24 protein-coding genes are annotated in these 24,491 nt (G+C 55.9%); 14 read left to right on the top strand and 10 right to left on the bottom strand.

Annotation, left to right across the window (positions count from 1 at the left end; genetic code table 11):
• Positions 1-103: 103 nt before the first annotated feature.
• Complete coding sequence (fieF, locus tag EV102420_RS17750; RefSeq protein WP_042394567.1) at positions 104-985, bottom strand: CDF family cation-efflux transporter FieF; 882 nt, start codon at positions 983-985, stop codon at positions 104-106.
• A gap of 200 nt (positions 986-1,185) precedes the next feature.
• Between fieF and EV102420_RS17745 the strand changes: the two genes are divergently transcribed.
• Positions 1,186-1,662 (top strand): DUF3757 domain-containing protein, encoded by a 477-nt coding sequence (locus EV102420_RS17745; protein ID WP_077776560.1) that lies wholly within the window; start codon positions 1,186-1,188, stop codon positions 1,660-1,662.
• Here EV102420_RS17745 and EV102420_RS17740 read toward each other — a convergent pair.
• Positions 1,656-2,006 carry a DUF1493 family protein gene (locus EV102420_RS17740; protein ID WP_042394685.1) on the bottom strand — a complete coding sequence of 117 codons (351 nt, stop codon included), beginning with the start codon at positions 2,004-2,006 and terminating at the stop codon, positions 1,656-1,658. The two genes, EV102420_RS17745 and EV102420_RS17740, sit on opposite strands and share 7 nt — an antisense overlap.
• A 368-nt stretch (positions 2,007-2,374) precedes the next feature.
• On the opposite strand from EV102420_RS17740, the gene EV102420_RS22775 reads away from it, so the two are divergent.
• Complete coding sequence (locus tag EV102420_RS22775) at positions 2,375-2,854, top strand: hypothetical protein (RefSeq protein ID WP_255211696.1); 480 nt, start codon at positions 2,375-2,377, stop codon at positions 2,852-2,854.
• Between the two features lie 220 nt (positions 2,855-3,074).
• Positions 3,075-3,494 carry a hypothetical protein gene (locus EV102420_RS17730; protein WP_042394562.1) on the top strand — a complete coding sequence of 140 codons (420 nt, stop codon included), beginning with the start codon at positions 3,075-3,077 and terminating at the stop codon, positions 3,492-3,494.
• Between the two features lie 205 nt (positions 3,495-3,699).
• Here the strand turns inward: EV102420_RS17730 and cpxP are convergent, their stop codons facing one another.
• A complete protein-coding gene (cpxP, locus tag EV102420_RS17725) occupies positions 3,700-4,197 on the bottom strand; it encodes a cell-envelope stress modulator CpxP (protein WP_042394559.1) in 498 nt (165 codons plus the stop codon).
• A 150-nt stretch (positions 4,198-4,347) separates the two neighbouring features.
• Between cpxP and cpxR the strand changes: the two genes are divergently transcribed.
• A complete protein-coding gene (gene cpxR / locus EV102420_RS17720) occupies positions 4,348-5,046 on the top strand; it encodes an envelope stress response regulator transcription factor CpxR (RefSeq protein WP_042394556.1) in 699 nt (232 codons plus the stop codon).
• Positions 5,043-6,416: an envelope stress sensor histidine kinase CpxA gene (cpxA, locus tag EV102420_RS17715; RefSeq protein ID WP_042394552.1), complete on the top strand. Its 1,374-nt coding sequence runs from the start codon at positions 5,043-5,045 to the stop codon at positions 6,414-6,416. Before cpxR ends, cpxA begins: the two co-directional genes overlap by 4 nt.
• 57 nt (positions 6,417-6,473) lie before the next feature.
• Here cpxA and yiiM read toward each other — a convergent pair whose 3' ends face one another.
• From yiiM to rhaS (EV102420_RS17695), 4 genes are all read right to left on the bottom strand, one after another.
• Positions 6,474-7,151: a 6-hydroxyaminopurine reductase gene (gene yiiM, locus EV102420_RS17710; RefSeq protein WP_042394549.1), complete on the bottom strand. Its 678-nt coding sequence runs from the start codon at positions 7,149-7,151 to the stop codon at positions 6,474-6,476.
• Positions 7,152-7,220: 69 nt separating this feature from the next.
• Positions 7,221-7,841 carry a superoxide dismutase [Mn] gene (gene sodA, locus EV102420_RS17705; protein ID WP_042394546.1) on the bottom strand — a complete coding sequence of 207 codons (621 nt, stop codon included), beginning with the start codon at positions 7,839-7,841 and terminating at the stop codon, positions 7,221-7,223.
• Between the two features lie 129 nt (positions 7,842-7,970).
• On the bottom strand, positions 7,971-8,825 hold the full coding sequence (rhaR, locus tag EV102420_RS17700; protein ID WP_042394541.1) for an HTH-type transcriptional activator RhaR: 855 nt from the start codon (positions 8,823-8,825) through the stop codon (positions 7,971-7,973).
• 80 nt (positions 8,826-8,905) lie between these two features.
• Positions 8,906-9,742, bottom strand: a complete 837-nt coding sequence (gene rhaS, locus EV102420_RS17695) for an HTH-type transcriptional activator RhaS (RefSeq protein ID WP_042394538.1) — start codon at positions 9,740-9,742, stop codon at positions 8,906-8,908.
• A gap of 300 nt (positions 9,743-10,042) precedes the next feature.
• On the opposite strand from rhaS (EV102420_RS17695), the gene rhaB reads away from it, so the two are divergent.
• The 9 genes from rhaB (at position 10,043) to rhaM (ending at position 19,832) form a co-directional block, all read left to right on the top strand.
• Positions 10,043-11,512, top strand: coding sequence for a rhamnulokinase (gene rhaB / locus EV102420_RS17690; RefSeq protein ID WP_042394536.1), 1,470 nt, complete (start codon positions 10,043-10,045; stop codon positions 11,510-11,512).
• The gene (gene rhaA / locus EV102420_RS17685; RefSeq protein WP_042394533.1) at positions 11,509-12,768 is read left to right on the top strand and encodes an L-rhamnose isomerase; all 1,260 of its coding nucleotides are present in this window, start codon (positions 11,509-11,511) and stop codon (positions 12,766-12,768) included. The genes rhaB and rhaA overlap by 4 nt, the downstream gene beginning before the upstream one ends.
• A 97-nt stretch (positions 12,769-12,865) precedes the next feature.
• Entirely contained in the window at positions 12,866-13,696 is an 831-nt protein-coding gene (gene rhaD / locus EV102420_RS17680) for a rhamnulose-1-phosphate aldolase (protein WP_042394530.1), read from the top strand.
• A gap of 86 nt (positions 13,697-13,782) precedes the next feature.
• Positions 13,783-14,769, top strand: a complete 987-nt coding sequence (gene rhaS / locus EV102420_RS17675; protein ID WP_042394527.1) for a rhamnose ABC transporter substrate-binding protein — start codon at positions 13,783-13,785, stop codon at positions 14,767-14,769.
• A gap of 66 nt (positions 14,770-14,835) precedes the next feature.
• Complete coding sequence (locus tag EV102420_RS17670; protein WP_042394524.1) at positions 14,836-16,338, top strand: sugar ABC transporter ATP-binding protein; 1,503 nt, start codon at positions 14,836-14,838, stop codon at positions 16,336-16,338.
• A complete protein-coding gene (locus EV102420_RS17665; protein ID WP_042394522.1) occupies positions 16,338-17,342 on the top strand; it encodes an ABC transporter permease in 1,005 nt (334 codons plus the stop codon). Before EV102420_RS17670 ends, EV102420_RS17665 begins: the two co-directional genes overlap by 1 nt.
• The gene (locus EV102420_RS17660) at positions 17,339-18,343 is read left to right on the top strand and encodes an ABC transporter permease (RefSeq protein ID WP_042394519.1); all 1,005 of its coding nucleotides are present in this window, start codon (positions 17,339-17,341) and stop codon (positions 18,341-18,343) included. The genes EV102420_RS17665 and EV102420_RS17660 overlap by 4 nt, the downstream gene beginning before the upstream one ends.
• Before the next feature lie 29 nt (positions 18,344-18,372).
• Positions 18,373-19,521, top strand: coding sequence for a lactaldehyde reductase (fucO, locus tag EV102420_RS17655; RefSeq protein ID WP_042394516.1), 1,149 nt, complete (start codon positions 18,373-18,375; stop codon positions 19,519-19,521).
• On the top strand, positions 19,518-19,832 hold the full coding sequence (gene rhaM, locus EV102420_RS17650; RefSeq protein WP_042394514.1) for an L-rhamnose mutarotase: 315 nt from the start codon (positions 19,518-19,520) through the stop codon (positions 19,830-19,832). The genes fucO and rhaM overlap by 4 nt, the downstream gene beginning before the upstream one ends.
• Before the next feature lie 37 nt (positions 19,833-19,869).
• Here rhaM and EV102420_RS17645 read toward each other — a convergent pair whose 3' ends face one another.
• From EV102420_RS17645 to EV102420_RS17635, 3 genes are all read right to left on the bottom strand, one after another.
• Complete coding sequence (locus EV102420_RS17645; protein WP_042394510.1) at positions 19,870-20,808, bottom strand: Abi family protein; 939 nt, start codon at positions 20,806-20,808, stop codon at positions 19,870-19,872.
• A gap of 207 nt (positions 20,809-21,015) precedes the next feature.
• Positions 21,016-22,293 (bottom strand): MFS transporter, encoded by a 1,278-nt coding sequence (locus EV102420_RS17640; protein ID WP_042394508.1) that lies wholly within the window; start codon positions 22,291-22,293, stop codon positions 21,016-21,018.
• A gap of 44 nt (positions 22,294-22,337) precedes the next feature.
• Positions 22,338-24,461 (bottom strand): alpha-galactosidase, encoded by a 2,124-nt coding sequence (locus EV102420_RS17635; protein ID WP_042394506.1) that lies wholly within the window; start codon positions 24,459-24,461, stop codon positions 22,338-22,340.
• Between the last annotated feature and the right edge of the window lie 30 nt (positions 24,462-24,491).

The raw sequence follows: 24,491 nt of genomic DNA, 5'->3' as shown, positions 1-24,491 counted from the left end.
GGCTGAATTGATTCAGGTCAGACCAAATGGCGGTAATTTACCCACAAAATGCTGGTCTGCTTCACCTTTTTACACCTTGTAACCTGTTCTTACGCCAGGAAATTCATCCTTGGGATACTACGGAACAAGGGTCCTGATGGATGATCACATCGGAACCCGGGAAACGGCGCAAAATCGCCTCTTCAACCTGCTCGGCCACCAGATGCGCCTGAACAAGCGGGAGATTGTCGTCCATTTCCAAGTGAATCTGAATAAAGCGAGTCGGCCCTGACTGCCGCGTGCGAAGATCGTGTGCTCCGCTGACCCCCGGCCAACGCGTAACGATAGCGATTATTTCCTGTTGCTCCACATCGGGTAGCGCGCGATCCAGCAGCGACTGAACCGCTTCATACCCCATACGCAGCGCGCTGTAGAGGATATAAGCTCCAATACCCAACGCAAAGAGCGCATCCGCCCGGTGCCAGCCATACCACGACAGGCCCAGCGCGATGAGAATAGCGCCATTCATCATAACATCAGACTGATAATGAAGCATATCGGCGCGCACGGCCTGGCTTTGCGTTTTTCGTACCACCCAACGCTGAAAAGTGACGAGGATCACAGTACACACCAGCGCAACCAACGTCACGATAATGCCGATCTGCGGTGCGTTCATTGGCTCGGGGCGAGCAAGGTGCTGAATACCGGTTAAAAAGAGAAACAGCGCCGAACCGGAGATAAACATGCTCTGTGCCAGCGCCGCCAGCGACTCAGCCTTGCCGTGTCCGAAAGTATGCTCATCATCCGCCGGCTGGAGGGAGTAGCGCACCACTAGCAGGTTAGTCAGTGAGGCGGCAATATCCACCAGCGAATCTACCAGCGCCGCCAGCACGCTCACCGATCCGGTGTACCACCATGCAAAAATTTTAATTACCAGCAGCAACGAGGCCATTACCGTCGCGGCAATAGCTGCCCGGCTCACCAGCTGCCCATACATTTGATTCATACGCACTCCTGCCCGGACACAGCGGGTAGTATAACGCATGACCCTGCCGCACTACGCTAAAAGCGCCATGAAAAGTGACGATTTTTTGAAAATAATTGTTTATTTTTAGATGATTACAAAAATCTAGCCTCTGTAATCTTGACCTTAATTTTGCTCTTCATCTATCTCACAAAACAAGGCACAAAATTAAGGAGTTCAACATGAAGCTATCTTCATTTTTTCTTTTACCGGCAATGCTTATCGCTACCGCTGCCTCTGCTTCGCCACTCAAGCAATCTGACCCCGTCCAAATGAGCTGTCCGACCCCGGAAAGCATTAGTTATGCGAATCATATTTATACCGCGCCAGTGACGCTGCCTGGCTGGGAGGGGAGCTGGAATTCTCAGCCACATAGACAACAAAACGTAGAACGCTTTGTTAGCAGCCTCTATTTTGCTAAAGAGGGCGTGAAGGAAGGCGTGCTGGTTAACTGTACCTATGAACTGGCAAACGGCAACGAGATCGATTTGGCCTACAGCCGTAAAGGAGAAGAGGACACGCTTAGCAATCTTATTGTCACAATTGAAGGCAACGCTAACTGGACGCCTGAATCATTGTCTACCACAGAGCGTTTTTACGATTGCGATAGCTCAGCAGATACATGCTGGTTTAAAGCCATTAAAACGGTTTATCAGTAAATAGCCGCGCCATCTACTGAACCCGAATCACAAAACAACCAGCGGCCAGCCTCGGCTGACTCAATAAGCATGCTGACAGTGAGTGGTTCGGGTACGTGATGATCTGTTCTTAGATAGCGCGGAAGTATGGCATTGGGCAGAAAACGAATGCCTGCATTGGGAAAATAGCTGTTGAAGTTGAAGCCAGACATATCTACGCCCAGCGCATCTCTATACTCTTCAAGAAATTCAGTTGCATCTTCAGGCAGTACACGCTTACTTCCTGTGCTGATGGAAGTATCATCTGCCATCTCCCAGAAATGCTTTTTAATGAGATATCTTACCTGTGCCGCTTTGTCTGGCATTATCGGTCTCATGGCGCAACCTGTTGACATCATTGTGCGTTTTAAGAGATGGACAAAAGCTAACAACGCATTTTGAAAAAATTTTATAATTTTCAGTCAAAAAACCCTTCATCATGAGGGAGATGCAGGGGTGGTGAAGATATTTTGCATTTAACACACTGGAAGAAAAGCATTTATTCTACTTTGCTTCTATTTTGACTACACTTCGACAAAATGGCTCTGCAAAAAAAGCAGGGTCGTTTCCCCATGTCGTTCTTTTCTGTTTATGCGCTTTAACAACCATTACCATGAAAAGAGTGTAGTGACTGGTCAAGTAGAAAAAGGGCCGATAGCATATCTTTCTTCAACTGATACAAAGGAGCGAACCCGTGGCAGGATACGTCCCCACCATGCAGGAAGAGCCTGGATATTTTTTAACGATTCATTCGAGTCTCCCGGATGGTGTGTTTTTTGAGTTACCACCACGTAACAGACCGCATAATTCCCAGCCTATCCTTGATGAAGAAACGGGAATGTGCATTGGTTATTCGGTCCTGCAAGCGCCCGGTTTATGGCAAATATACGATACAGACGGTATCTTTTTGCGCATGGAAGAGGCTCCGCTAGAAAGCCCCTTGATTGATCCAATAGATATTGCCCTTATCGCTTTTGGCGTGTTCCGTATACTTCGTACTGGCCGCGCATTTTTTGAGGCCAGTAGCCGTGCAGCCCTTTCTGCAAAACTAAGCCATGCGACGATAAGTTTTTTACGTGGACGGCTAAAAGCAGGTCTGTCGGCGCGGAACCTGAAAGTAACAAAAACAGTTGCGATGCGTATGAGTGATCCTGGCCGTTATGTACCTTTATAAATTATGGAAAAAACAATCCGGTATGGTTCAAGAAGTCCAGACCCACAAAAAATTGCCGGGCAATTTGTTTACCGGACGGAAATGTATCGGTTAGTTAAACGTACTGTTGGCGGTCAGGTAAAATATGTCCATCAGCGTTACCGCCTTCACGTTCTTGTCAGAGAAAAAGACTGGACAATAATGCACTTTCACTACGATTAAGCCTCAGCGAGTCACGTTTATGTTTGAGATAAAAACCGATGACGCACTTTTCCGATTTTCCTTTGTTGAAAGGGTTGAAGAGCCGGAAGACAGGCGTCAGGATTTGATTATATGCTGGTTGGAAGCACAAGGTTCGGGCGTAAACCTGGGGTGCGAATGTGAATTTAGCCTTTTTGATCTTGAGGAGCTCCGGGATAAGCTAACCCAATTCTGGCACTGCTTATCCAATAATCAGGCTCCGGCGCCTGTAGTCTATGCACCTCGCGTTAATACCTTTCAATTCGATATTCACCATGCAATAGACGCTTACGCTATTGGTTTCAATTTCAAAATCACGCCAAATAGGCTAAGTCTTTGGACTCTGGAAGGTGGCATGCTCATTGATGAAAGCTACTTTCCTGAGCTCATTCATGGCATAAACTCAATTCTTACCAACTGAGATCAAAGCCCTTTAAATAACCTATCTAGCTTTACGGGATCGGTCCACATAACGCGATATCCTTTTTGCAACTGCTCATGGCTGTTGCACGGATGATTGATTTATAAGCAATTTTTACAAGTGACTGATAAAAAAAACCCCCTCATCATGAGGGGGAAGACAGGGATGGTGTCTATGGCAAGGAAAACAGGGTTGTTACTGGTTACTACTTACTACCGGTACTGCTACTCGATAACGTTAGTGGAGAATCCTGCTGCATTTTTGCAACGTCGCGCAGCTGGTTAATCCGCTGTTGGTGCTTGTCGTGTAAAACCGCCTGTTGCTCGGGCGTGAGCAGGTGATACATCTGGTTGCGAACCCGGGCCATTTCGACCTGGCGGGCAACCTGCTCCTGCGCCATTTTTTCTGCCTGAGCGCGTACGGCGCTTTCATCAAATTTTTGTGCGGTCACGAGGTCGTGCATCGTCTCGATTTCGCTAACATTAACAGGTGGCAGCTTGTGCCTCGCCTGCTGCATCAAATCACGCAGTTGCTGGCGCTGTTGCTCGGTTAGACTAATGCCGTCAAACATATGGCTCTGGGTGCTACGCGGTGCAAGCTCTTCAGAGCCGTGCCAGCTATCGCCTGTTACACCTTCAGCTGCGTGGCCAACTGTAGTTAACGTCAGCGTTGAGGCCATGACGGCAGCGGTAACAATGCGCATCACTTGCTCCCAAAATCGTTTGTGTCGCCAATCAACTGAACTCAGTCTACGATTCAGGCTGCAAACTAGCGTCAGGGGGTGTAAAACAACGTAAAGTCATGGATTAGCGCGCCTTGATGACGTAATTTCTGCCTCGGAGGTATTTAAATAATGAATAAAATTTTGTTAGTTGACGATGACCGAGAGCTTACTTCCCTTTTAAAGGAGCTGCTCGACATGGAAGGCTTCAATGTGCAGGTTGCCCACGATGGGGAGCAGGCGCTCGACCTCCTGGACGACAGCATCGATCTGCTTTTGCTCGACGTAATGATGCCAAAGAAGAATGGTATCGACACCCTTAAAGAGCTACGCCAGACACACCAGACACCCGTCATTATGCTGACGGCGCGCGGTAGCGAGCTGGATCGCGTTCTCGGCCTTGAGCTGGGCGCGGACGACTATCTGCCTAAACCCTTTAACGATCGCGAGCTGGTGGCCCGTATTCGCGCCATTCTGCGCCGTTCACACTGGAGTGAGCAGCAGCAGAACAGCGATAACGGTTCACCGACCCTTGAAGTGGACGCCCTGAGCCTGAACCCAGGCCGTCAGGAAGCCAGCTTCGATGGCCAGTCGCTGGAGCTGACCGGCACCGAGTTCACCCTGCTCTACCTGCTGGCGCAGCATCTCGGCCAGGTGGTCTCCAGAGAGCACCTTAGCCAGGAAGTTTTGGGTAAACGCCTGACGCCGTTCGATCGCGCGATCGATATGCATATCTCTAACCTGCGCCGTAAGCTGCCGGAGCGTAAAGATGGCCATCCGTGGTTTAAAACGCTGCGCGGACGCGGCTATCTGATGGTTGCGGCTTCATGATAGGAAGTTTGACGGCACGCATCTTTGCCATTTTTTGGCTAACGCTGGCACTGGTGCTAATGCTGGTCTTAATGGTGCCCAAGCTGGACTCCCGGCAAATGACGGAGCTGCTGGATAGCGAGCAGCGCCAGGGCATTATGATTGAGCAGCACGTTGAGGCGGAGCTGGCCCTCGATCCACCGAACGATTTAATGTGGTGGCGGCGGCTGTTTCGCGCTATTGATAAGTGGGCCCCGCCGGGGCAGCGCCTGCTGTTAGTGACCAGTGAAGGCCGGGTGATCGGCGCTGAACGTAGCGAAATGCAGATCATTCGTAACTTTATTGGCCAGGCGGATAACTCAGACCATCCGCAGAAGAAAAAATATGGACGGGTAGAGCTGGTAGGACCGTTTTCCATCCGCGACGGGGAAGATAACTACCAGCTCTACCTCATCCGTCCGGCGAGCAATTCCCAGTCCGATTTTATCAACCTGCTGTTTGACCGACCGCTCCTGCTGCTGATTGTTACCATGTTAATCAGCTCTCCGCTGCTGCTGTGGCTGGCGTGGAGCCTGGCCAAACCGGCGCGTAAGCTGAAAAACGCGGCGGATGAGGTGGCTCAGGGCAACCTGCGCCAGCATCCCGAACTGGAAGCTGGGCCGCAGGAGTTTCTTGCTGCCGGGGCCAGCTTTAACCAGATGGTCATGGCGCTTGAGCGAATGATGACTACCCAGCAGCGCCTGCTCTCTGACATCTCTCACGAGCTGCGCACCCCGCTTACGCGTTTACAGCTGGGCACCGCCCTGCTGCGCCGCCGCAGCGGTGAGAGCAAGGAGCTGGCCCGCATTGAGACCGAGGCACAGCGTCTCGACAGTATGATTAACGATCTGCTGGTGATGTCGCGTAATCAGCAGAAGAATGCGCTGGTGAGCGAAACCGTGAAGGCCAATCACCTGTGGAACGACGTGCTGGATAACGCCGCCTTTGAAGCCGAGCAGATGGGGAAATCACTGACCGTCAACTTCCCGCCGGGACCGTGGCCGCTGTACGGTAACCCGAGCGCGCTGGAGAGCGCGCTGGAAAATATCGTGCGTAACGCCCTGCGCTACTCGCATACGAAGATTGAGGTGAGTTTTGCGGTGGATAAAGAGGGCGTAACGGTTAACGTGGATGACGACGGGCCGGGCGTCAGTGCGGAAGATCGTGAGCAGATTTTCCGCCCGTTCTATCGTACCGACGAAGCGCGCGACCGTGAATCCGGCGGCAGCGGGCTGGGGCTGGCGATTGTCGAGACGGCTATCCAGCAGCATCGCGGCTGGGTGAAGGCCGACGACAGCCCGTTAGGCGGCTTACGCTTAACGATCTGGCTGCCGCTGCATAAGCGTTCCTAGTCTCAACGTACCCTTGTCTCAACGTACATAGTATCCAGGCCGGGCGATCCCGGCCTGCTATTTCCTGCCCCATAGTCTGGGCGCAAAACTCTCAACCTTGCCGCTCAGGCGTCGTTTCTGCATGGTTCTGGCCCAGCTCACCGAGAGGCCAGCAGCAGAAAGCAGGCGGTGGTACTGCTCGTCGTCAAACGGCAGATGCCACGCGATAGCCGCGGCGTCATAGACGCTCACGTCGCTACAGCGGGAAACCAGCTCAAGGGGCGCATCGCCGGAAACCTTGCCCGGGGCGATCACCCGGTAGAGCCAGCCCGTGCGGCCGCTCTCCTGCATCAGGGAGGAGAGGTCATGAATGGCAAAATGGTAGTTAACTTTGAAGCAGGGCGAACGCGGTTGGGTCACCTGAATCAGCGCCTCATCCCAGCGAAAAATATCCCCAATGTAGACGTTTTGCTCGGTCATTCCCTCTGTGGAGAGGTTCTCGCCGAACGCTGGTGCGACAAAGAGATCCGCCTGTTCCGGAAACGCGCTTGCCCAGTGGCGATAGTGCTCGCGTGGGTAATGGCACAGGGCACGATCCGGCCCGCCGTGGATCTTCTTCTCGGCCTGCTCATCCCCCGCAAGCCCCCGCTCGGTTAACGTCAGCTCGCCGTCAACCTGCACTTTGGCAATGGCGCTAGGCCGACTGCCTGCGTAATCTCTTATTTTACCGGTAAAAACGTTAACCTGATGGTGCATCGCCGCGCCTTATCCAGATACAAAAAAAGCGAGTCATAAGACTCGCTTTTCACTGGTTGCAATGCAACCTTATTTTTTAGCAGCGAAACGGGCAGCAGCTTCGTCCCAGTTCACAACTTCCCAGAATGCCTTGATGTAGTCCGGGCGTTTGTTCTGATATTTCAGGTAGTAAGCGTGTTCCCACACGTCCAGGCCCAGGATCGGGAAGCCGGATGCGCCAGAAACAGCTTCACCCATCAGCGGGCTATCCTGGTTTGCGGTAGAGACAACGGCCAGCTTGTCGCCTTTCAGTACCAGCCATGCCCAGCCGGAGCCAAAGCGGGTTGCCGCTGCTTTCTCGAACTCTTCTTTGAATTTCTCAACGGAGCCGAAGTCGCGCTCGATGGCGGCTTTCAGATCGCCCTGCAGGGTAGTGCCGGTTTTCAGGCCTTTCCAGAACAGGCTGTGGTTAGCGTGGCCGCCCGCGTTGTTACGCAGTACGGTTTTCTTGTCAGCCGGAACCTGATCCAGTTTGGCGATCAGCTCTTCTACCGGCAGGTTAGCCAGCTCAGGCAGGCTTTCCAGTGCGGCGTTAGCGTTGTTAACGTAGGTCTGGTGATGTTTAGTGTGATGGATTTCCATCGTCTGCTTATCGAAGTGTGGTTCCAGTGCATCATAAGCGTACGGCAGTGATGGCAGTGTGTAACTCATAATCATCTCCATTAATTGTCGGGCGGCGATACTGTTAACGCCGCGTAAGCAGTTGGTTCATTATAGTTAATTAAGTAGTATTGAAAATGTTTATCAATGCCGTAGTTTTTATATGGTTATAACCTTTTGTTATGTACCCGTGACGATCCTGCTGCGGTGCCGCCACTGACTCGGCGCCACGCCGGTTTCACGGGTAAAAACCACGGAAAAATAGTTGCTGTCTTCAAAACCACAGCGTGTGGCAATTTCACCGATCATCAGCTCGCTGTGCTGCAGCAGATACTGGGCGTGACAGATGCGCAGCTGGCGCAGATAGTGGTTGATTGTCATGCCGGTCTGGGTACGAAACTGCTGGCGTAGTGTACGCTCACTGCACTGATTTTGCTCGCAAAATTGCTCAAGCACAAAGGCGCGGTTGAGGCTGCTGGCCAGGGCGGTAATGAGCTTATCCAACAGCGCTTCGCTACGGGTCGCCGAAAGATTATTGGTGGCGTAGCGATGGCGCTTCAGGGTTAATACCAGTTGGGCAAATAGCGTTTCCGCCAGCGGATCGGAGAGCGGATCCGCTTTGGTGCTCTCATGCTCCAGTTGGCTGATCACCTGCCGCGCCTGAGCCATGCCGCTGCTGCCAATGCGCCAGTAGGGTATCGGCTCTCCGCCGTCCAGGCCGGGAATATGCGCGGCCCAGTCAAGATTGAGCGTCAGCCGCTCCGGACAGTAGATGATGTTTTGCAGCACCAGATCGTTTACCGAGGCGTAGGCGTGACGGTCTTCGGCGCGAATATAGAACAGATCGCCCCGGGTAATGCGATACGGGCGATCGTTAAGAATATGCAGGCCGTTGCCGCGCCAAACCAGCACCAGCTCGTTGAACTCATGAGTGTGTTCAGCAAAGACGTTTTGCGGATAGCGATCGGCCACCGCGACCGCCTGCCCGGGCCTGGCAAAAAAATCATCCCTCCGCAGAATTAACTGACCTGCCACAGCGTCACCTCAACAGCCTTCAACCTTCTATATTTAGCTGTTTTTTAGCAAAAAAACGGTGACTGTCTTCTCGTTTACGGCTATTGCAGCGGGGTGTCTCGTCCCTGACGGATATCCCGCGGTGACCAGCTAAATTCACGCCGAAAAAGCGTCGAAAAATGATTGCTGTCGCCGAAACCGCAGCGAAATGCAATGTCGGTAACGCTCTCATCGCTGTGGCGCAGCAGGTGGCGAGCCTTAATCAGACGCAGGCGGTTGAGGTAACGCTGCGGGGTCATGCCCGTGTGCTGCTTCAGCTGACGGTGCAGCGTGCGTAGCGAGAGGGAAAAACGGTCGGCCAGAGACTCCCAGCAGACCTCATCCGCGAAGTGATCCTCTAGCCACGCCATCATCTGGTTCAGGCGGGCATCGTTGTTAACGGCTCCCTCCTCAAGGCTGCTCTTACGCAGCAGCACCAGCAGCTGCATAAACAGGATCTCCCGGCTGGCAAGGGCGGCGGCGCTCTCCTCTTCAGCGCTCTGCTCCATCTGGCCAACGATCTGCCGCACCTGCTGTAACGCCCCCTGATTAACCCGCCAGTGGGAGGCGTAGTGTCCATCCTGCTCCTGCGGCAGCAGCTGGTTCAGGCCCGCCAGGAACTGGAAAGCCTCCGGCGAGCGGTAGAGCACGTTGGTCAGACAGAGATTATCCGTGTGTTCGTAGAGATGGCGATCGTGGTCACGAATAAAACAGACGCTGCCTCCGCTGATGGAGTAGGGCTGGCCGTTAAAGACATGGATGCCCGTGCCATGCTCAACAATAACAATCTCATGAAAATCATGGTGATGTTCAGGAAACGCCGACTGGGGAAGGCGCGGCTCAATGGCCACAGGCGTTTTACCTGACGGAAAAAAATCCACGCTGTGTAGTACGGTCATGATGGCTTCCTGAAATGGAGAACATGCCAAAAATAGTAATGAAGGGCTGGCAATCCCACCTTGAATTTTTGACGTCAAAGCGCGCAAACCCGGTCGCTTTTTCAAGAAACGGTGGGAAAGATCCGGAAATGCGGCTGGCGTCACATCCGCTGTAAGAGGCGTTATTGCTGGGAATTGTGAACGCTATCACGTTCATCTTTGCTTTCTTGCCAGCGCCTAATTTTGCCTGTCCATAGCAAGAAGGTGCGCCACTGAGGGGGTTCGTAGACTGTCGATATTGACTCTCAGAAGGACTCCACTATGACCTTTCGCCATTGCGTCGCGGTCGATCTCGGCGCATCCAGTGGACGCGTAATGCTGGCGCGTTACGACAGTGATCAGCGTGCCCTGTCGCTGCGTGAAATTCACCGCTTCGTCAACTGCCTGCAAAACGTGGACGGCTTTGCTACCTGGGATATCGACAGCCTGGAGAGTGAGATCCGCCTTGGGCTAAACAAGGTCAGCGAGCAGGGCATTCAGATCGATAGCATCGGCATTGATACCTGGGGCGTGGACTATGTGCTGCTTGATGAGCACGGCCAGCGCGTCGGCCTGCCGGTGTCGTACCGTGACGGGCGCACCCACGGCGTGATGGCCAGCGCCCAGGCGCAGCTCGGCAGAGAGACCATCTACCGCCGCAGCGGCATTCAGTTTCTGCCGTTCAACACCCTCTATCAGCTGCGCGCCTTTGTCGAGCAGCAACCAGAGCAGGCAGCGCAGGTGGCTCATGCCCTGCTGATCCCGGACTACTTCAGTTTTCGCCTGACGGGCAAGATGAACTGGGAGTACACCAATGCCACCACCACCCAGCTGGTGAATATCACTAGCGATGACTGGGATGACGTCCTGCTCGCCTGGACCGGGGCTAACAAAGCCTGGTTTGGCACCCCGACCCAGCCGGGCAACGTGATTGGTCACTGGCAATGCCCGCAGGGAAGTGAGATCCCGGTGGTGGCCGTCGCCAGCCATGATACCGCCAGCGCGGTGATCGCCTCGCCGCTGAGCGATGCGGACAGCGCCTACCTCTCCTCCGGCACCTGGTCCCTGATGGGTTTTGAGAGCCAAACGCCCTATACCGACGAGGCGGCGCTGGCGGCCAATATCACTAACGAGGGCGGTGCCGAAGGGCGCTACCGGGTGCTGAAAAACATCATGGGTCTGTGGCTGCTACAGCGGGTGCTGAAAGAGCAGAACGTAACTGACCTGCCGGCCCTGATTGCCGACACCGAGCAACTTACCGCATGCCGGATCCTGATTAACCCCAACGATGAGCGCTTTATCAACCCGGAAAACATGAGCGCTGAGATCCGCGCCGCCTGCCGTGGATCCGGCCAGCCTGAGCCAGAAGGTCCCGCCGGGCTGGCGCGCTGCATCTTCGACAGCCTTGCCCTGCTCTATGCCGACGTGCTCGGCGAGCTGGCAACCCTGCGCGGCAGGCCGTTCAGCCAGCTGCATATCGTCGGCGGCGGCTGCCAGAACCGTCTCCTCAACCAACTCTGCGCCGACGCCTGCGGCGTCACCGTCGTAGCTGGCCCCATCGAAGCCTCGACGCTGGGCAATATCGGTATTCAGCTAATGACCCTGGAAGAATTAGACAACGTCGACACTTTCCGCCAGGTCGTGACGGCTAATTACGACCTGACAACCTTTATTCCACAACCTGACAGTGAAATTGCCCGCCACGTCGCGCAGTTTCAAACCAAACCACAGAGAAAGGAGCTTTGCGCATGACCACTCCCATTGAACAAGCCTGGGAACTTGCTAAGCAGCGGTTTGCCGCGGTAGGCGTTGACGTTGAGGAGGCGCTGCGTCAGCTCGATCGCCTGCCGGTTTCCATGCACTGCTGGCAGGGCGACGACGTGGCCGGGTTTGAGAACCCGCAGGGCGGCCTGACCGGCGGGATCCAGGCCACTGGTAACTACCCCGGCAAAGCGCGCAGCGCCGAGGAGCTGCGGGCGGATCTGGAGCAGGCCCTGAGCCTGATCCCCGGGCCAAAACGCCTGAATCTGCATGCGATCTACCTTGAGTCAGAGACACCGGTGGAGCGTAACGCCATTAGGCCCGAGCACTTTACAAACTGGGTGGCGTGGGCAAAAGCGCAGAAGCTGGGCCTGGACTTTAACCCCTCCTGCTTCTCACATCCGCTGAGCGCCGATGGCTTTACCCTCTCCCACGCCAACGACGAGATCCGCCAGTTCTGGATCGACCACGTTAAAGCCTGCCGCCGCGTATCCGCCTGGTTTGGCGAGCAACTGGGTACGCCGTCGGTGATGAATATCTGGGTTCCGGACGGCATGAAGGATGTCACCGTTGACCGCCTCGCCCCGCGTCAGCGCCTGCTCGCCGCGCTGGATGAAGCCCTGAGTGAAAAGCTGAGCCTCGACCACCACATTGATGCCGTAGAGAGCAAGCTGTTCGGCATCGGTGCGGAGAGCTACACCGTCGGCTCGAACGAGTTTTACATGGGCTACGCCACCAGCCGCCAGACCGCGCTCTGCCTGGATGCGGGCCACTTCCACCCGACGGAGGTGATCTCCGACAAGATCTCTGCCGCCATGCTCTATATCCCACGCCTGCTGCTGCACGTTAGCCGTCCGGTGCGCTGGGACAGCGACCACGTAGTGCTGCTGGATGATGAAACCCAGGCCATCGCCAGCGAAATCATCCGTCACGATCTCTTTGACCGGGTGCACATTGGCCTCGACTTCTTTGATGCGTCGATCAACCGCATCGCCGCATGGGTGATTGGCACCCGCAACATGAAAAAAGCCCTGCTGCGCGCCCTGCTGGAGCCGACGGCTCAACTGCGCGCTCTGGAAGCCGAGGGCGATTACACCGCCCGCCTGGCGCTGCTGGAGGAGCAAAAATCGCTGCCGTGGCAGGCGGTATGGGAGATGTACTGCCAGCGTCATGATACCCCGGCGGGGAGTCAGTGGCTGGACAGCGTGCGGGCCTATGAGCAAGACGTTCTGGCCAATCGCAAGTAAAAACATTGCCCGGCGGCGCTCTGCTTGCCGGGCCTACAAACGACCGTAGGCCGGGTCAGCGCAGCGCCACCCGGCATTTTGAAGGAATAGAGAGACTATGCAGACTATCACCAACGCCTGGTTCGTCCAGGGGATGATCAAAGCCACCTCTGACGCCTGGCTGAAGGGCTGGGACGAGCGCAACGGTGGCAACCTGACCCTGCGTCTGGACGACGGCGATATCGCCCCGTTTACGGCCGAATTCCACACCAGCCCGCGCTATATCGCCCTGAGCCAGCCGATGCCGCTGCTGGCCAATACGCCGTTTATCGTCACCGGCTCCGGCAAGTTTTTCCGTAACGTGCAGCTCGACCCGGTCGCTAACTTAGGCATCGTTAAGGTCGACAGCGACGGCGCGGGCTACCACATTCTCTGGGGGCTGACCGACGAAGCGGTTCCCACCTCCGAGCTGCCAGCGCACTTTCTCTCCCACTGCGAGCGCATCAAAGCTACCGACGGCAAAGACCGTGTGATTATGCACTGCCACGCCACCAATCTGATCGCCCTCACCTATGTGTTGGAAAACGATACGGATGTGATCACCCGCAAACTGTGGGAAGGCAGTACCGAATGCCTGGTTGTGTTTCCTGACGGCGTTGGCATTCTGCCATGGATGGTCCCCGGCACCGATGAGATTGGCCAGGCCACCGCAGGGCAGATGTCACGGCACTCGCTCGTGCTCTGGCCGTTCCATGGCGTCTTCGGCAGCGGTCCAACGCTGGACGAAGCCTTTGGCCTGATCGATACCGCCGAGAAGTCTGCCGAGGTACTGGTGAAGGTCTACTCGATGGGCGGCATGAAGCAGACCATCACTCAAGAGGAGTTAATTGCCCTCGGCAAACGCTTTGGCGTCACCCCGATGGCCAGCGCACTCGAGCTTTATAAATAAGAACATCGCGCCCCGCTCACTGAGACGGGGCGAAGCCACACCTGCAAGCCCTACACAACTAACTCAATATCAGTGGAGTAAAAGCAATGAATATAAAGACAAGCTTGATCCTCACCGTTGCCGCTCTGGCGTTGTCCGGTTCCGCATTAGCAGAAGTCAAAATTGCCCTGGTCGCAAAATCCCTTGGCAATGGTTTTTTTGAGGCAGCGAACGTCGGTGCCCAGGAGGCGGCTAAAGAGTTAGGGGATGTGAAAGTCATTTATACCGGCCCGACCACCACCACGGCGGAGGCGCAGATCGAAGTACTGAACGGCTTGATCGCCCAGGGGGTAGATGCGATCGCTATCTCGGCGAACGATCCGGATGCCGTCGTGCCGGTGCTGAAAAAAGCGATGCAGCGCGGGATCAAAGTGGTGTCATGGGACTCCGGCGTAGCAAAAGCGGGCCGCCAGATCCATCTCAACCCATCCAACAATGCCCTGATTGGTGAAACCAACGTTAAGCTCGCCGCCGAGGCGCTGAAGGCGCTGAACGTGGAGAAAGGCGACGTGGCGATCCTCAGCGCCACGCCCACCTCGACCAACCAGAACATCTGGATTGAAGAGATGAAAAAGGTGCTGCCGAAGTACCCCTCCGTCAACCTTGTCACGGTGGCCTACGGCGATGACCTCTCCGATAAGAGTTACCGCGAAGCGGTCGGCCTGCTAAAAACCTACCCGGACCTGAAGGTGATCGTCTCTCCCTCCTCGGTGGGGATCGTAGCCGCTGCCCAGGCGGTGAAGGATCAGGGCAAGATTGGCAAGGTGTACGTAACCGGACTCGGCCTGCCGTCTGAGATGGCGGGCGCGGTGAAGTCCGGCGCAACCAAGAGCTTTGCTATCTGGAACCCGATCGATCTGGGCTACGCCGCGACCTATCTGGCTGACGATCTGGTCAAAGGCACGGCCACGAAAACCGAAGCCAATATGGGCAAACTCGGCAAGGTGAAGCTGGACGCTGACGGCAGCGGTGCGATGTCTGAGCCGTTCGTCTACGATGCCAGCAACATTGATAAGTTTTCGAAGATTTTCTGATCCGCTATCCGGCAAAACGGCGGGTGGCGCAGGCGCTGACCCGCCCTACGATTACGGAGACTTATCATGACACCACTGCTTCAGCTCAAGGGGATCACCAAGGTGTTCCCTGGCGTGCGCGCCCTTGAGAACGTACAGCTTGATCTCTGGCCTGGCAAAGTCACCGCGCTGATTGGTGAAAACGGCGCAGGCAAATCCACACTGGTTAAAGTGATGACCGGCATCTATCAGCCTGAAGAGGGTGAAATCCTCTATAAGGCGATCCCCATTCAACTTCCCACGCCGGAATCCGCCCATCGGGTGGGCATCACGGCGATCCACCAGGAGACCGTGCTGTTTGATGAGCTGTCGGTGACGGAGAACATCTTTGTCGGACAGTACCTCTATAAAGGCTTTTTGAAAAAGCTCGACTGGCCCGCTATGCACCAGAAGGCACGGGATATCCTCACTCGCCTCGAAGTGCAGATCGATCCCCACGCGACCCTGAAAACCCTGAGCATCGCCCAACGCCACATGGTCGCCATTGCCCGCGCCCTCTCCTTTGATGCACAGGTGGTGATCCTCGACGAGCCTACTGCTGCGCTCTCCCAGCACGAGATTCTGGAGTTCTACCAGATCGTTGAGCGCCTGAAGCAGGAGGGCAAAGCGATCCTGTTTATCTCTCATAAGTTCGACGAGATTTTTGAGCTGGCGGATCACTACACCATCCTACGCGACGGGGTGTATGTCGGTTCCGGGGCGATGAGCGAAATCAGCGAAGAGCGGATGGTAGCGATGATGGTAGGCCGGGCCATTACCCAGACCTATCCCAAGATCGCCTGCGATCCTGGCGAAACGGTGCTGGAGGTGAAGGATCTTTGCCATCCCACCGAGTTTGCCCACATCAGCTTTACCCTCCGTAAGGGCGAGATCCTCGGCTTTTACGGGCTGGTAGGCGCGGGCCGTACCGAGCTGATGCAGGCGCTTTCCGGCGTGTCGCGCCCCTCTTCCGGCGACATCGTGCTTAACGGCAAAGCGGTGCAGTTCCACCAGCCTGCGGATGCTATCCGGGCCGGTATCGTCTGCGTGCCGGAGGAGCGGCAGAAGCAGGGAGCCATTATTGCCCTGCCCATTGCCCAGAACATCAGCCTGCCGCAGCTCAGCAAGCTCAATCCGAACGGCGTGCTGCACGACGACCGGGAGTGGCAGCTCGCCGATGAGTATGCCAGACGACTCCAGGTCAAAGCGTTCAGCTGGAAACAGCCGGTGGAGACGCTCTCCGGCGGTAATCAGCAGAAGGTGGTGATCGGTAAATGGCTCGCCACGCACCCCGACGTCATCATTCTTGATGAGCCAACCAAAGGCATCGATATCGGTTCGAAGGCCGCCGTACACCAGTTTATGTCCGAGCTGGTGGGTCAGGGGCTGGCGGTGATCATGGTCTCCTCAGAGCTACCAGAGGTGATGGGCATGGCCGACCGGATCGTGGTGATGCACGAGGGGCGGATGGTCGCTAAATATGCGGCGGGTGAAGCCACGGCGGAGACCATCGTCAGCGCCGCCAGCGGTGCGAAACAGGAGGCAGCATAATGTGGCAACAACTGCTTAAAAATCGCGAAGCGCTGCTGGCCGCGGTGATCGTCCTGATGGTGCTGGCCATCGGTAGCCGCGTGCCGTCGTTTATCGCCCCCGGCAACCTGGCGGAGATGTTTAACGATACGGCTATCCTGATTATTCTCGCCCTCGGCCAGATGATGGTGCTACTGACCAAAGGCATCGACCTGTCGATGGCCGCCAACCTGGCGCTGACCGGGATGATCGTCGCCCTGCTCAACTTCCACCATCCTGACATTCCGGTCTGGGCGCTGCTGATCCTCGCGACCGGTCTCGGGCTGGTGATGGGCGCCATCAACGGCCTGCTGGTATGGAAGATGGGCATTCCGGCGATTGTGGTGACGCTCGGCACCATGAGCATCTATCGCGGGATTATTTTTCTGCTCTCTGACGGGGGCTGGATCAACTCCCACCAGATGAGCAACGACTTCCTTGCCTTGCCGCGCGCCAGCGTGCTGGGGCTGCCGCTGCTGAGCTGGTGCGCCATCGCCGCGCTGCTGCTGGTGGGCTACTTCCTACGCTACAGTCGCACCGGGCGGGCGCTCTATACCGCAGGCGGCAACGCCACGGCGGCGTACTACACCGGCATCAACGCTGGAAAAATGCAGTTCGTCAGCTTCTGCCTCTCCGGGGCGCTGGCCGGGTTCTGCGGCTACCTGTGGATCTCCCGCTTTGCTGTGGCCTATGTCGACGTTGCCAACGGCTTTGAACTGCAGGTGGTGGCCGCCTGCGTAATCGGTGGGGTCAGCACCATGGGCGGCACGGGCCGCGTGCTCGGCTGCTTGTTTGGTGCGCTGTTCCTCGGCGTGATCAATAACGCCCTGCCGGTGATCGGCATTTCGCCCTTCTGGCAGATGGCCATCTCCGGCACGGTGATTGTGATAGCGGTTCTGCTTAACGAGCGCGGCAATAAACGCAAAGGTCGGCTGATCCTGCGCGATGCGGCGCTGGCCCGACAGAAACAGGCGGTGAAACCATGAGCAAAATATTAACCACTGATACCGTAAAGAGCCTGCCTGAGAGCCAACCTTTTTTGAAACGGCTCCTGTGCTGGGAGGGCTTCTTACTCGCCGTCACGCTGCTGGTGTTTTTAATTAACGCCTTCGCCTCTCCCTACTTTCTTAATATCTGGAACCTCTCTGACGCCACCTTTAACTTCACTGAGAAGGCGATCATCGTTCTGCCGATGGCGATGCTGATCATCGCCCGGGAGATTGACCTGTCGGTGGCCTCCACCATTGCCCTCAGCTCCACCGTGATGGGCTTTTGCGCCCAGGCGGGGGTGGATACGCCGCTGCTGGTGGTCGTGGGGTTAGGTGTCGGTCTGCTGTGCGGGCTGTTCAACGGCCTGCTGGTGACGCGGTTTAATCTCTCCTCTATCGTCATCACCATCGGCACCATGAGCCTCTACCGCGGCATCACCTACATTCTGCTCGGCGATAAGGCGCTGAACGCGTACCCCGAAAGCTTTGCCTGGTTCGGCCAGGGCTACGTCTGGGGGGCGCTGTCGTTTGAGTTTGCGCTCTTTATTGTGCTGGCGGGCATCTTCGCGTTCGTGCTGCACCGCACCAACTTTGGCCGCCGCACCTACGCCATCGGCAATAACCCCACCGGGGCTTGGTACTCGGGCATCAACGTCAAGCGTCATAACCTACTGCTCTTTGCGCTGGTGGGGCTAATGGCCGGACTGGCCTCGGTGTTGCTCACCTCACGCCTTGGCAGCACCCGTCCCACTATCGCTACCGGCTGGGAGCTGGCGGTGGTGACGATGGCGGTGCTGGGCGGGGTCAATATTCTCGGCGGCTCCGGCAGCATGGTGGGCGTGATTATCGCCGCCTTTCTGATGGGACTGGTGACCTTTGGCCTGAGCCTGCTCAACGTGCCGGGCATCGTGATGTCGATCATCATCGGCGCGATGCTGATTGTGGTCATCTCCCTGCCGATCGTTACCCGCCGGATTTTGCAGCGAAGACGAATTTAAAAAATCACAGTAATTAATGGAGATCTATCATGAGCTTTATGTTGGCACTGCCTAAAATCAGCCTGCATGGCGCAGGTGCAATTGGCGATATGGTTAATCTGGTAGCAAACAAGCAGTGGGGCAAGGCGCTGGTTGTCACCGACGGTCAGCTGGTTAAGCTGGGCCTGCTCGACAGCCTGTTTGCCGCCCTGAATGCGCACCAGATGCCATACCATCTGTTTGATAGCGTCTTCCCCAATCCCACCGAGGAGTTGGTGGAGGAGGGCTACGCGGCCTACCGGTCGGCGCAGTGCGATTACATCATCGCCTTCGGCGGCGGCAGTCCGATCGATACCGCGAAAGCGGTAAAAATCCTTACCGCCAACCCAGGCCCCTCAACCGCTTACTCCGGCGTCGGTAAAGTCGTTAACGCCGGTGTGCCGCTGGTAGCCATCAATACCACTGCCGGTACGGCGGCAGAGATGACCAGCAACGCGGTGATCATCGACTCAGCGCGTCAGGTCAAAGAGGTGATTATCGACGCCAACATCATTCCGGATATTGCCGTGGACGATGCCAGCGTGATGCTGGCGATCCCGGCCTCGGTCACTGCCGCCACCGGTATGGATGCCCTGACCCATGCGATAGAGGCGTTTGTCTCCGTCGGCGCGCATCCGCTGACGGACGCCAACGCGCTGGAGGCGATTCGCCTGATCAACCTCTGGCTACCGAAGGCGGTCGACGATGGACAAAACATCGAGGCCCGGGAGCAGATGGCCTTCGGCCAGTATCTGGCAGGGATGGCGTTTAACAGCGCCGGGCTGGGCCTGGTGCACGCCCTGGCGCATCAGCCGGGGGCGACGCATAACCTGCCTCATGGCGTCTGCAACGCGATCCTGCTGCCCATTATCGAGAACTTTAACCGCCCGAATGCAGTGGCGCGCTTTGCCCGCATCGCCCAGGCGATGGGGGTCGACACTCGCGGCATGAGCGACGAAGCGGCAAGCATGACGGCCATTCAGGCGATCCGTGACCTCAGCGTCCGCGTTGGGATCCCGTCCGGCTTCAGCCAGCTCGGCGTGACCAAAGAGGACATTGAAGGCTGGCTGGATAAAGCGCTGGCCGATCCGTGCGCACCCTGCAACCCGCGTACCGCCAGCCGCGACGAGGTGCGTGAGCTCTATCTGGAGGCATTATGATCCGTAAGGCTTTTGTCATGCAGGTCAACGCTAACGCGCACGAGGAGTATGAGCGCCGTCATAACCCTATCTGGCCCGAGCTGGAGGCGGTACTGAAGGACCACGGTGCGCATCACTACGCTATCTACCTTGATAAGGCGCGTAACCTGCTGTTTGCCACCGTGGAGATAGAGTCCGAAGAGCGCTGGAACGCGGTCGCTAATACCGACGTCTGCCAGCGCTGGTGGCAGCATATGCGCGACGTGATGCCCGCCAACGCGGATAACAGCCCGGTCAGCGCCGAGCTACAAGAGGTGTTCTACCTGGAGTGATAGATTGCCAGGCGACATTGGCCTCTGTCGCCTGGCTTTAGCGTATAGTCCGTAACCCATACACTGTATTATTATTTCGCCAAATTATGGTTTCATTTTTTTCTTTTGCTCGCCAACAGTGCGCTTCTATCGCACGCAGCTGTTCGCGAGTCATAGAACAGAACGGCTTTTTATAACGATAAATAGCTAACTCATCGAGCGAACAAATTCGCCTTGCATTGTCAAATAGCCCAACCTTTCTCATTATATTGAGGAGATTGATATCAAGAGCTTCGATAACACGTTCGATTTTATTAATCTTCTCTCTGATAGTATCGATTGCCGTCCTTGCATCATTTACGTTGGATGCTTTAACCCATAGAGGCTCATGATGAGAAATCCGATTCCTATACTCTCTCAACTCAAAGATAAGATCGGTTAAATCCTTTCTGACCCTTTGCTGATTCGCATTAATTTTCGCGTAATTTTTAAAGACTTTACTTAAGGATTTCGGCCATAAAAAACGTTGATTTTTACCTGGAGAAGGAGAGCTATACTCATTATTTAATATATAGTGCCATGTGCTAAAATCAGTTGCCGCAATGATTTGGTCATGTGTCCAGGTCGGAATCGGCTGGGGATCCATGCCAGTACTGCGCCTGCGTCGCTTCTCTTTCTTGCACCATTCACGTGTTAAGCAATCTTTGGCTTTCTCAATATTTCTATAAAAATGACACGTATCTCGGTCTCTGGTACTTTCTATTTTCTCCCACCACTTTTCGCCAAACCTTGACCTGGCTTCTTTATCTATAGCATTTCTTAACGATATCTCAAGGTTCTGCAGGAGCGGATAAATAGATGCCGCCGCATGTTGGGACCATATATAGACACCATAAAGTTCACATTCGTCTGCAGGGCGAAACGTCGTACGATAGCTTCCAAGGCGTACCGATGAGATTAAAGATATAATTGGTGAATAATTAGCAGCTTGCGGCATTATTGCTTGCTCCGTTAGCGATGTGCCGAAGCATACCATATATGTGAAGAAGACGTTGACGGGGATAAAAACAGGCTATAGTATCCACAATTAACAGCCTGTACTGTCTACTTCCCCTTTAATAGGTTCTGGTTGCGTACACCATAGGCAAAGCGATATATGAAACCCACCTCTGGTGGGTTTCGTCGTTTCTGGATAAGAGTCTAGTTAGCGTCGAGCTGAAAGAGGTGATCTGCCTTGAGTAATACCGGCGCTCTGCTGCCTGCCGCTCAGCGTAAACGCCGACACCACCGTAATCGCCAGTACAAAGCAGCCCAGCATCAGGTAGGTATCCTGGAAGCCGATCCGATCATACATATTCCCGGCAAAGGCGGAGAGAAATATCGCCGCCAACTGCTTAGCAAACTGGAAGCCAATCAGGTAGATAGTGGCAGACAGACGGGTATCAAATACGCCGGTAATGTACTTAAAGGCCCCCACCAGCAAGAACGGCACCTCCAGCGCATGCAGCATCTTCAGGGCCACGACCTCTACCACCGTGGTGGCGAAAGACGAGCCGATAATGCGCGCCGCCATAATCAGCCCGGCAATCAGCAGCGTGTTTTTCGCACCGATGCGGTTAATGATCCACGGCGAACAGAACATAATGATGGCGTTGCAGATCTCTCCGGCCGTGGTGGCAAAACCAAAGGCGCGGGTACCCTCCTGCGGCGTGGCAAAGAAGGATTTAAAGAAGGTGGCAAACTGCTGATCGAACACGTCATACACGCAGGCAACGCCCACCACGTAGAGAATAAACAGCCACATTTTGCGCTGGCGGAACAGGTTAAATACCGTTTTCGCCGTGATTTGCGGCTGGTTGGCCCCGAGCGCGTTCATCACCTCTGCCGTCTGGTTGGGTTTTGGTTTGGCGATAATCAACAGCAGCATCAGCAGCAGTGCCGCCGCCGAGCCCATCCAGAACACGTATGACGGGTCGATACTAAACAGCACCCCGCCCGTGGAGGCGCAGAGCCCCCAGCCCAGGCAGCCAAACATGCGCGCCTTGCCGTATTCGAAGTAGCTGTTGCGGCTTACACGCTCAATATACGCTTCGATCGCCCCCGAGCCCGCCGAGAAAACAAAGCCGATGTACAGGCCACCGCTTAATGCCCCCAGCCAAATGCTGGTTTTCAACAGCGGGGCGAAAACGTAGAGGAAAAACGGTGCGAATAAAAACAGCAGCACCGAGATGATCCACAGCATGTGTTTTTTCAGCCCCAGCTTGTCCGAAATTACGCCCAGCACCGGCTGAAAGGCGATGGCGGAAAGTGAGATGCAGGAGAAGACGATCCCCGTATGGGTTTTATTCAGGCCGATGATATCCGACAGCCAGATCGGCAGGAACGGAAAGCAGGTGGCCATAATGAAGAAGTAAAAAAAGAAAAACAGTCCGAAGATCCAGAAGTTAGGGTTATCTTTGTGGGTACAGGCAGTTGTGCTCATTATTATTATCCTCAGCTGTGGGCCGGTTTCCCGGCCCATCACGATTACACCCGTTCTACACCAATCAGGATGGCGCTCTCCGGATCCAGAATCGGCAGTGCAATGCCCGCCTGCATCAACCATTCACCGCTTACCGTCTGCGGGGCTTCCATCCACGCGGGTAACTTGCGCATGGTGTGTCCGCCCTCGCCGGTTAAGCGAATGTTGGGATGATCGAGCAGCGTGAGACGGTATCGTGCGCCCGCCTCCAGCCCCGGCATACGCAGCGGCATCATCAGGGTATAATCCGGCATCGCCAGCTGGCTGACGATAAACAAGCCTTGGCCTCGATCCTGGCTCACTATCCCCTGCGCCAGCGTAGTGGCATCTGGCATCTCCACGCGCCACTGGGTACCCGTGTGGATCACCTCCCGCCACCGTTTGTGCAGCGCGGCATAGTGCCGGTAACCTGCCCGCTCCTGCTCGTCAACGCTGAGCGGATCCAGCTCCAGCCCCATATGGCCGAACAGCGCCGTTAGCCCGCGAAAAGCAATGCTGTGCTGGCGGAAGGTGGCGTGGCATTTATGATGACCGATATGCGCGCCCATCACCTCCGGCGGGAAGAAGTAGCTCATGCCGCGCTGAATAGCGTTGCGCTCCAGCGCGTCGTTGTTGTCAGACGCCCAGAAGCGATGGCAGCGGGTCAGCACCTCGTAGTCAATGCGTCCCCCGCCCGAGGAGCAGGATTCAAATTCGACCTGCGGGAAACGTTCGCCCAGCACGTCTAACAGACGATAGAACTGACGCGTCTGCGCATCGGCGGCGGCCTTGCCGTTGTGCCCCGGCTGCACCAGCTCCCGGTTCATATCCCACTTCACATAATCCACCGGGTGCTCGCCCAGCAGCCAGGTCATACGTTCCTGCAGGTACTCAAACGCTTCCGGAATATTCAGGTTAAGCACATACTGATGGCGGCCAGTGGGCGGCGTGTATCCCGGCATTGCCAGTACCCAGTCCGGGTGCGCCCGGTAGAGATCGGAGTCCGGGTTGATCATCTCCGGCTCCACCCAGATACCGAACTCCATGCCGAGGTTTTTAACGTGATTAATTACCGGCATCAGGCCGTGGGGGTACTTTTTCTCGTCAAGATACCAGTCACCCAGCGCGGCGTGGTCGTCATTGCGCCCTTTAAACCAGCCGTCGTCGATAATAAAGCGCTCTACGCCCAGGGCTGCCGCCTCGTCCGCCATTCGCATAATGTATTGCGGATCGTGGTCGAAATAGATCCCCTCCCAGGTATTGAGGTGCACCGGGCGCGGCTTGTTCTCCGGGAAGCGAATAACGTTGTCCCGCAGGTAGCGGTGGAACTGCTGGCTCATGCCGTTCAGCCCGTTTGCGGAGTAGCTGGCATACAGGCGCGGCGTCCAGAGAGTCTCCCCCTCGGCGATGGTCATCTCTCCCGGCAGATAGAGTGCTTCGGCCTGCAGATAGCGGCGGCCATCGGTTTTGGCCTCGGCCCGCAGACGGTGGTTGCCGCTCCAGCCAAGGTGCACGCCCCACACGTCGCCGTGCATTTCGCTGAACGACGGGGTACCGCTAATCAGCGCTGGGAAGTGTTCATGGGAGGTACGACCGCGACGGTTTTCAATCACGAAGCTGTCATGTTCGAGCTTTACGCGGTGCGGCTGGAATTCGCGGATCCAGCGTCCGTGAAAGGCCATCACCTCTCCGGCGCGCTCGGCAATGGGCAGCGTGACGGCAAGACGTTCAACCTGCCACGCCTGAGCACGAAGGTTGGTTAAACCGTGGCGCACCACCAGTACGCCGCTGTCGTCGAGCGCAATCTCGCTGGTCAGACGCAGGCCGGCATGCGCATCTTCAGCGGTCACGGTGAGGGATTGCCCCTCCTGCGCGACACCAACAGTTTTGAAGAGCGGGGAGCTATCCATACCGTCGCGATGGCCTTCAATGCCTGGCGTTCCAAACAAACCGTGGCCCAGCTCGGCCATCAGCGTTACCGGTGAGTCAACGTCTAACCTGCCGTTGGCTACCGGACGAGACAAACTCTCTGCATCCTGCGGCGAAAAGTGGTTAAGGTGTGGGCCCCAGTAAAGAATTTCAGCAAACGGGTGAGTTTTTAACACCACGTCTACCGTCTTGCTTTCCAGTCGTAAAATCGAATCATGCATCAGACATCTCCTGTCGTCGGGATGTCTTGA

Source organism: Pseudescherichia vulneris NBRC 102420, assembly GCF_000759795.1.
GTDB lineage: Bacteria > Pseudomonadota > Gammaproteobacteria > Enterobacterales > Enterobacteriaceae > Pseudescherichia > Pseudescherichia vulneris.
Note: the sequence above shows the minus strand (reverse complement) of the source record. Positions and strands in the feature narration are given on the sequence as shown.

What these genes read in the sequence shown, in the direction of transcription:
- fieF (WP_042394567.1), bottom strand. Translation starts at nt 985, where the DNA reads ATGAATCAAATGTATGGGCAGCTGGTGAGCCGGGCAGCTATTGCCGCG.
- EV102420_RS17745 (WP_077776560.1), top strand. Translation starts at nt 1,186, where the DNA reads ATGAAGCTATCTTCATTTTTTCTTTTACCGGCAATGCTTATCGCTACC.
- rhaS (WP_042394527.1), top strand. Translation starts at nt 13,783, where the DNA reads ATGAATATAAAGACAAGCTTGATCCTCACCGTTGCCGCTCTGGCGTTG.
- cpxA (WP_042394552.1), top strand. Translation starts at nt 5,043, where the DNA reads ATGATAGGAAGTTTGACGGCACGCATCTTTGCCATTTTTTGGCTAACG.
- rhaS (WP_042394538.1), bottom strand. Translation starts at nt 9,742, where the DNA reads ATGACCGTACTACACAGCGTGGATTTTTTTCCGTCAGGTAAAACGCCT.
- rhaB (WP_042394536.1), top strand. Translation starts at nt 10,043, where the DNA reads ATGACCTTTCGCCATTGCGTCGCGGTCGATCTCGGCGCATCCAGTGGA.
- rhaA (WP_042394533.1), top strand. Translation starts at nt 11,509, where the DNA reads ATGACCACTCCCATTGAACAAGCCTGGGAACTTGCTAAGCAGCGGTTT.
- EV102420_RS17740 (WP_042394685.1), bottom strand. Translation starts at nt 2,006, where the DNA reads ATGCCAGACAAAGCGGCACAGGTAAGATATCTCATTAAAAAGCATTTC.
- EV102420_RS17645 (WP_042394510.1), bottom strand. Translation starts at nt 20,808, where the DNA reads ATGCCGCAAGCTGCTAATTATTCACCAATTATATCTTTAATCTCATCG.
- EV102420_RS17730 (WP_042394562.1), top strand. Translation starts at nt 3,075, where the DNA reads ATGTTTGAGATAAAAACCGATGACGCACTTTTCCGATTTTCCTTTGTT.
- yiiM (WP_042394549.1), bottom strand. Translation starts at nt 7,151, where the DNA reads ATGCACCATCAGGTTAACGTTTTTACCGGTAAAATAAGAGATTACGCA.
- fucO (WP_042394516.1), top strand. Translation starts at nt 18,373, where the DNA reads ATGAGCTTTATGTTGGCACTGCCTAAAATCAGCCTGCATGGCGCAGGT.
- EV102420_RS17670 (WP_042394524.1), top strand. Translation starts at nt 14,836, where the DNA reads ATGACACCACTGCTTCAGCTCAAGGGGATCACCAAGGTGTTCCCTGGC.
- rhaD (WP_042394530.1), top strand. Translation starts at nt 12,866, where the DNA reads ATGCAGACTATCACCAACGCCTGGTTCGTCCAGGGGATGATCAAAGCC.
- EV102420_RS17635 (WP_042394506.1), bottom strand. Translation starts at nt 24,461, where the DNA reads ATGCATGATTCGATTTTACGACTGGAAAGCAAGACGGTAGACGTGGTG.
- EV102420_RS17660 (WP_042394519.1), top strand. Translation starts at nt 17,339, where the DNA reads ATGAGCAAAATATTAACCACTGATACCGTAAAGAGCCTGCCTGAGAGC.
- EV102420_RS17665 (WP_042394522.1), top strand. Translation starts at nt 16,338, where the DNA reads ATGTGGCAACAACTGCTTAAAAATCGCGAAGCGCTGCTGGCCGCGGTG.
- cpxR (WP_042394556.1), top strand. Translation starts at nt 4,348, where the DNA reads ATGAATAAAATTTTGTTAGTTGACGATGACCGAGAGCTTACTTCCCTT.
- cpxP (WP_042394559.1), bottom strand. Translation starts at nt 4,197, where the DNA reads ATGCGCATTGTTACCGCTGCCGTCATGGCCTCAACGCTGACGTTAACT.
- EV102420_RS17640 (WP_042394508.1), bottom strand. Translation starts at nt 22,293, where the DNA reads ATGAGCACAACTGCCTGTACCCACAAAGATAACCCTAACTTCTGGATC.
- rhaM (WP_042394514.1), top strand. Translation starts at nt 19,518, where the DNA reads ATGATCCGTAAGGCTTTTGTCATGCAGGTCAACGCTAACGCGCACGAG.
- sodA (WP_042394546.1), bottom strand. Translation starts at nt 7,841, where the DNA reads ATGAGTTACACACTGCCATCACTGCCGTACGCTTATGATGCACTGGAA.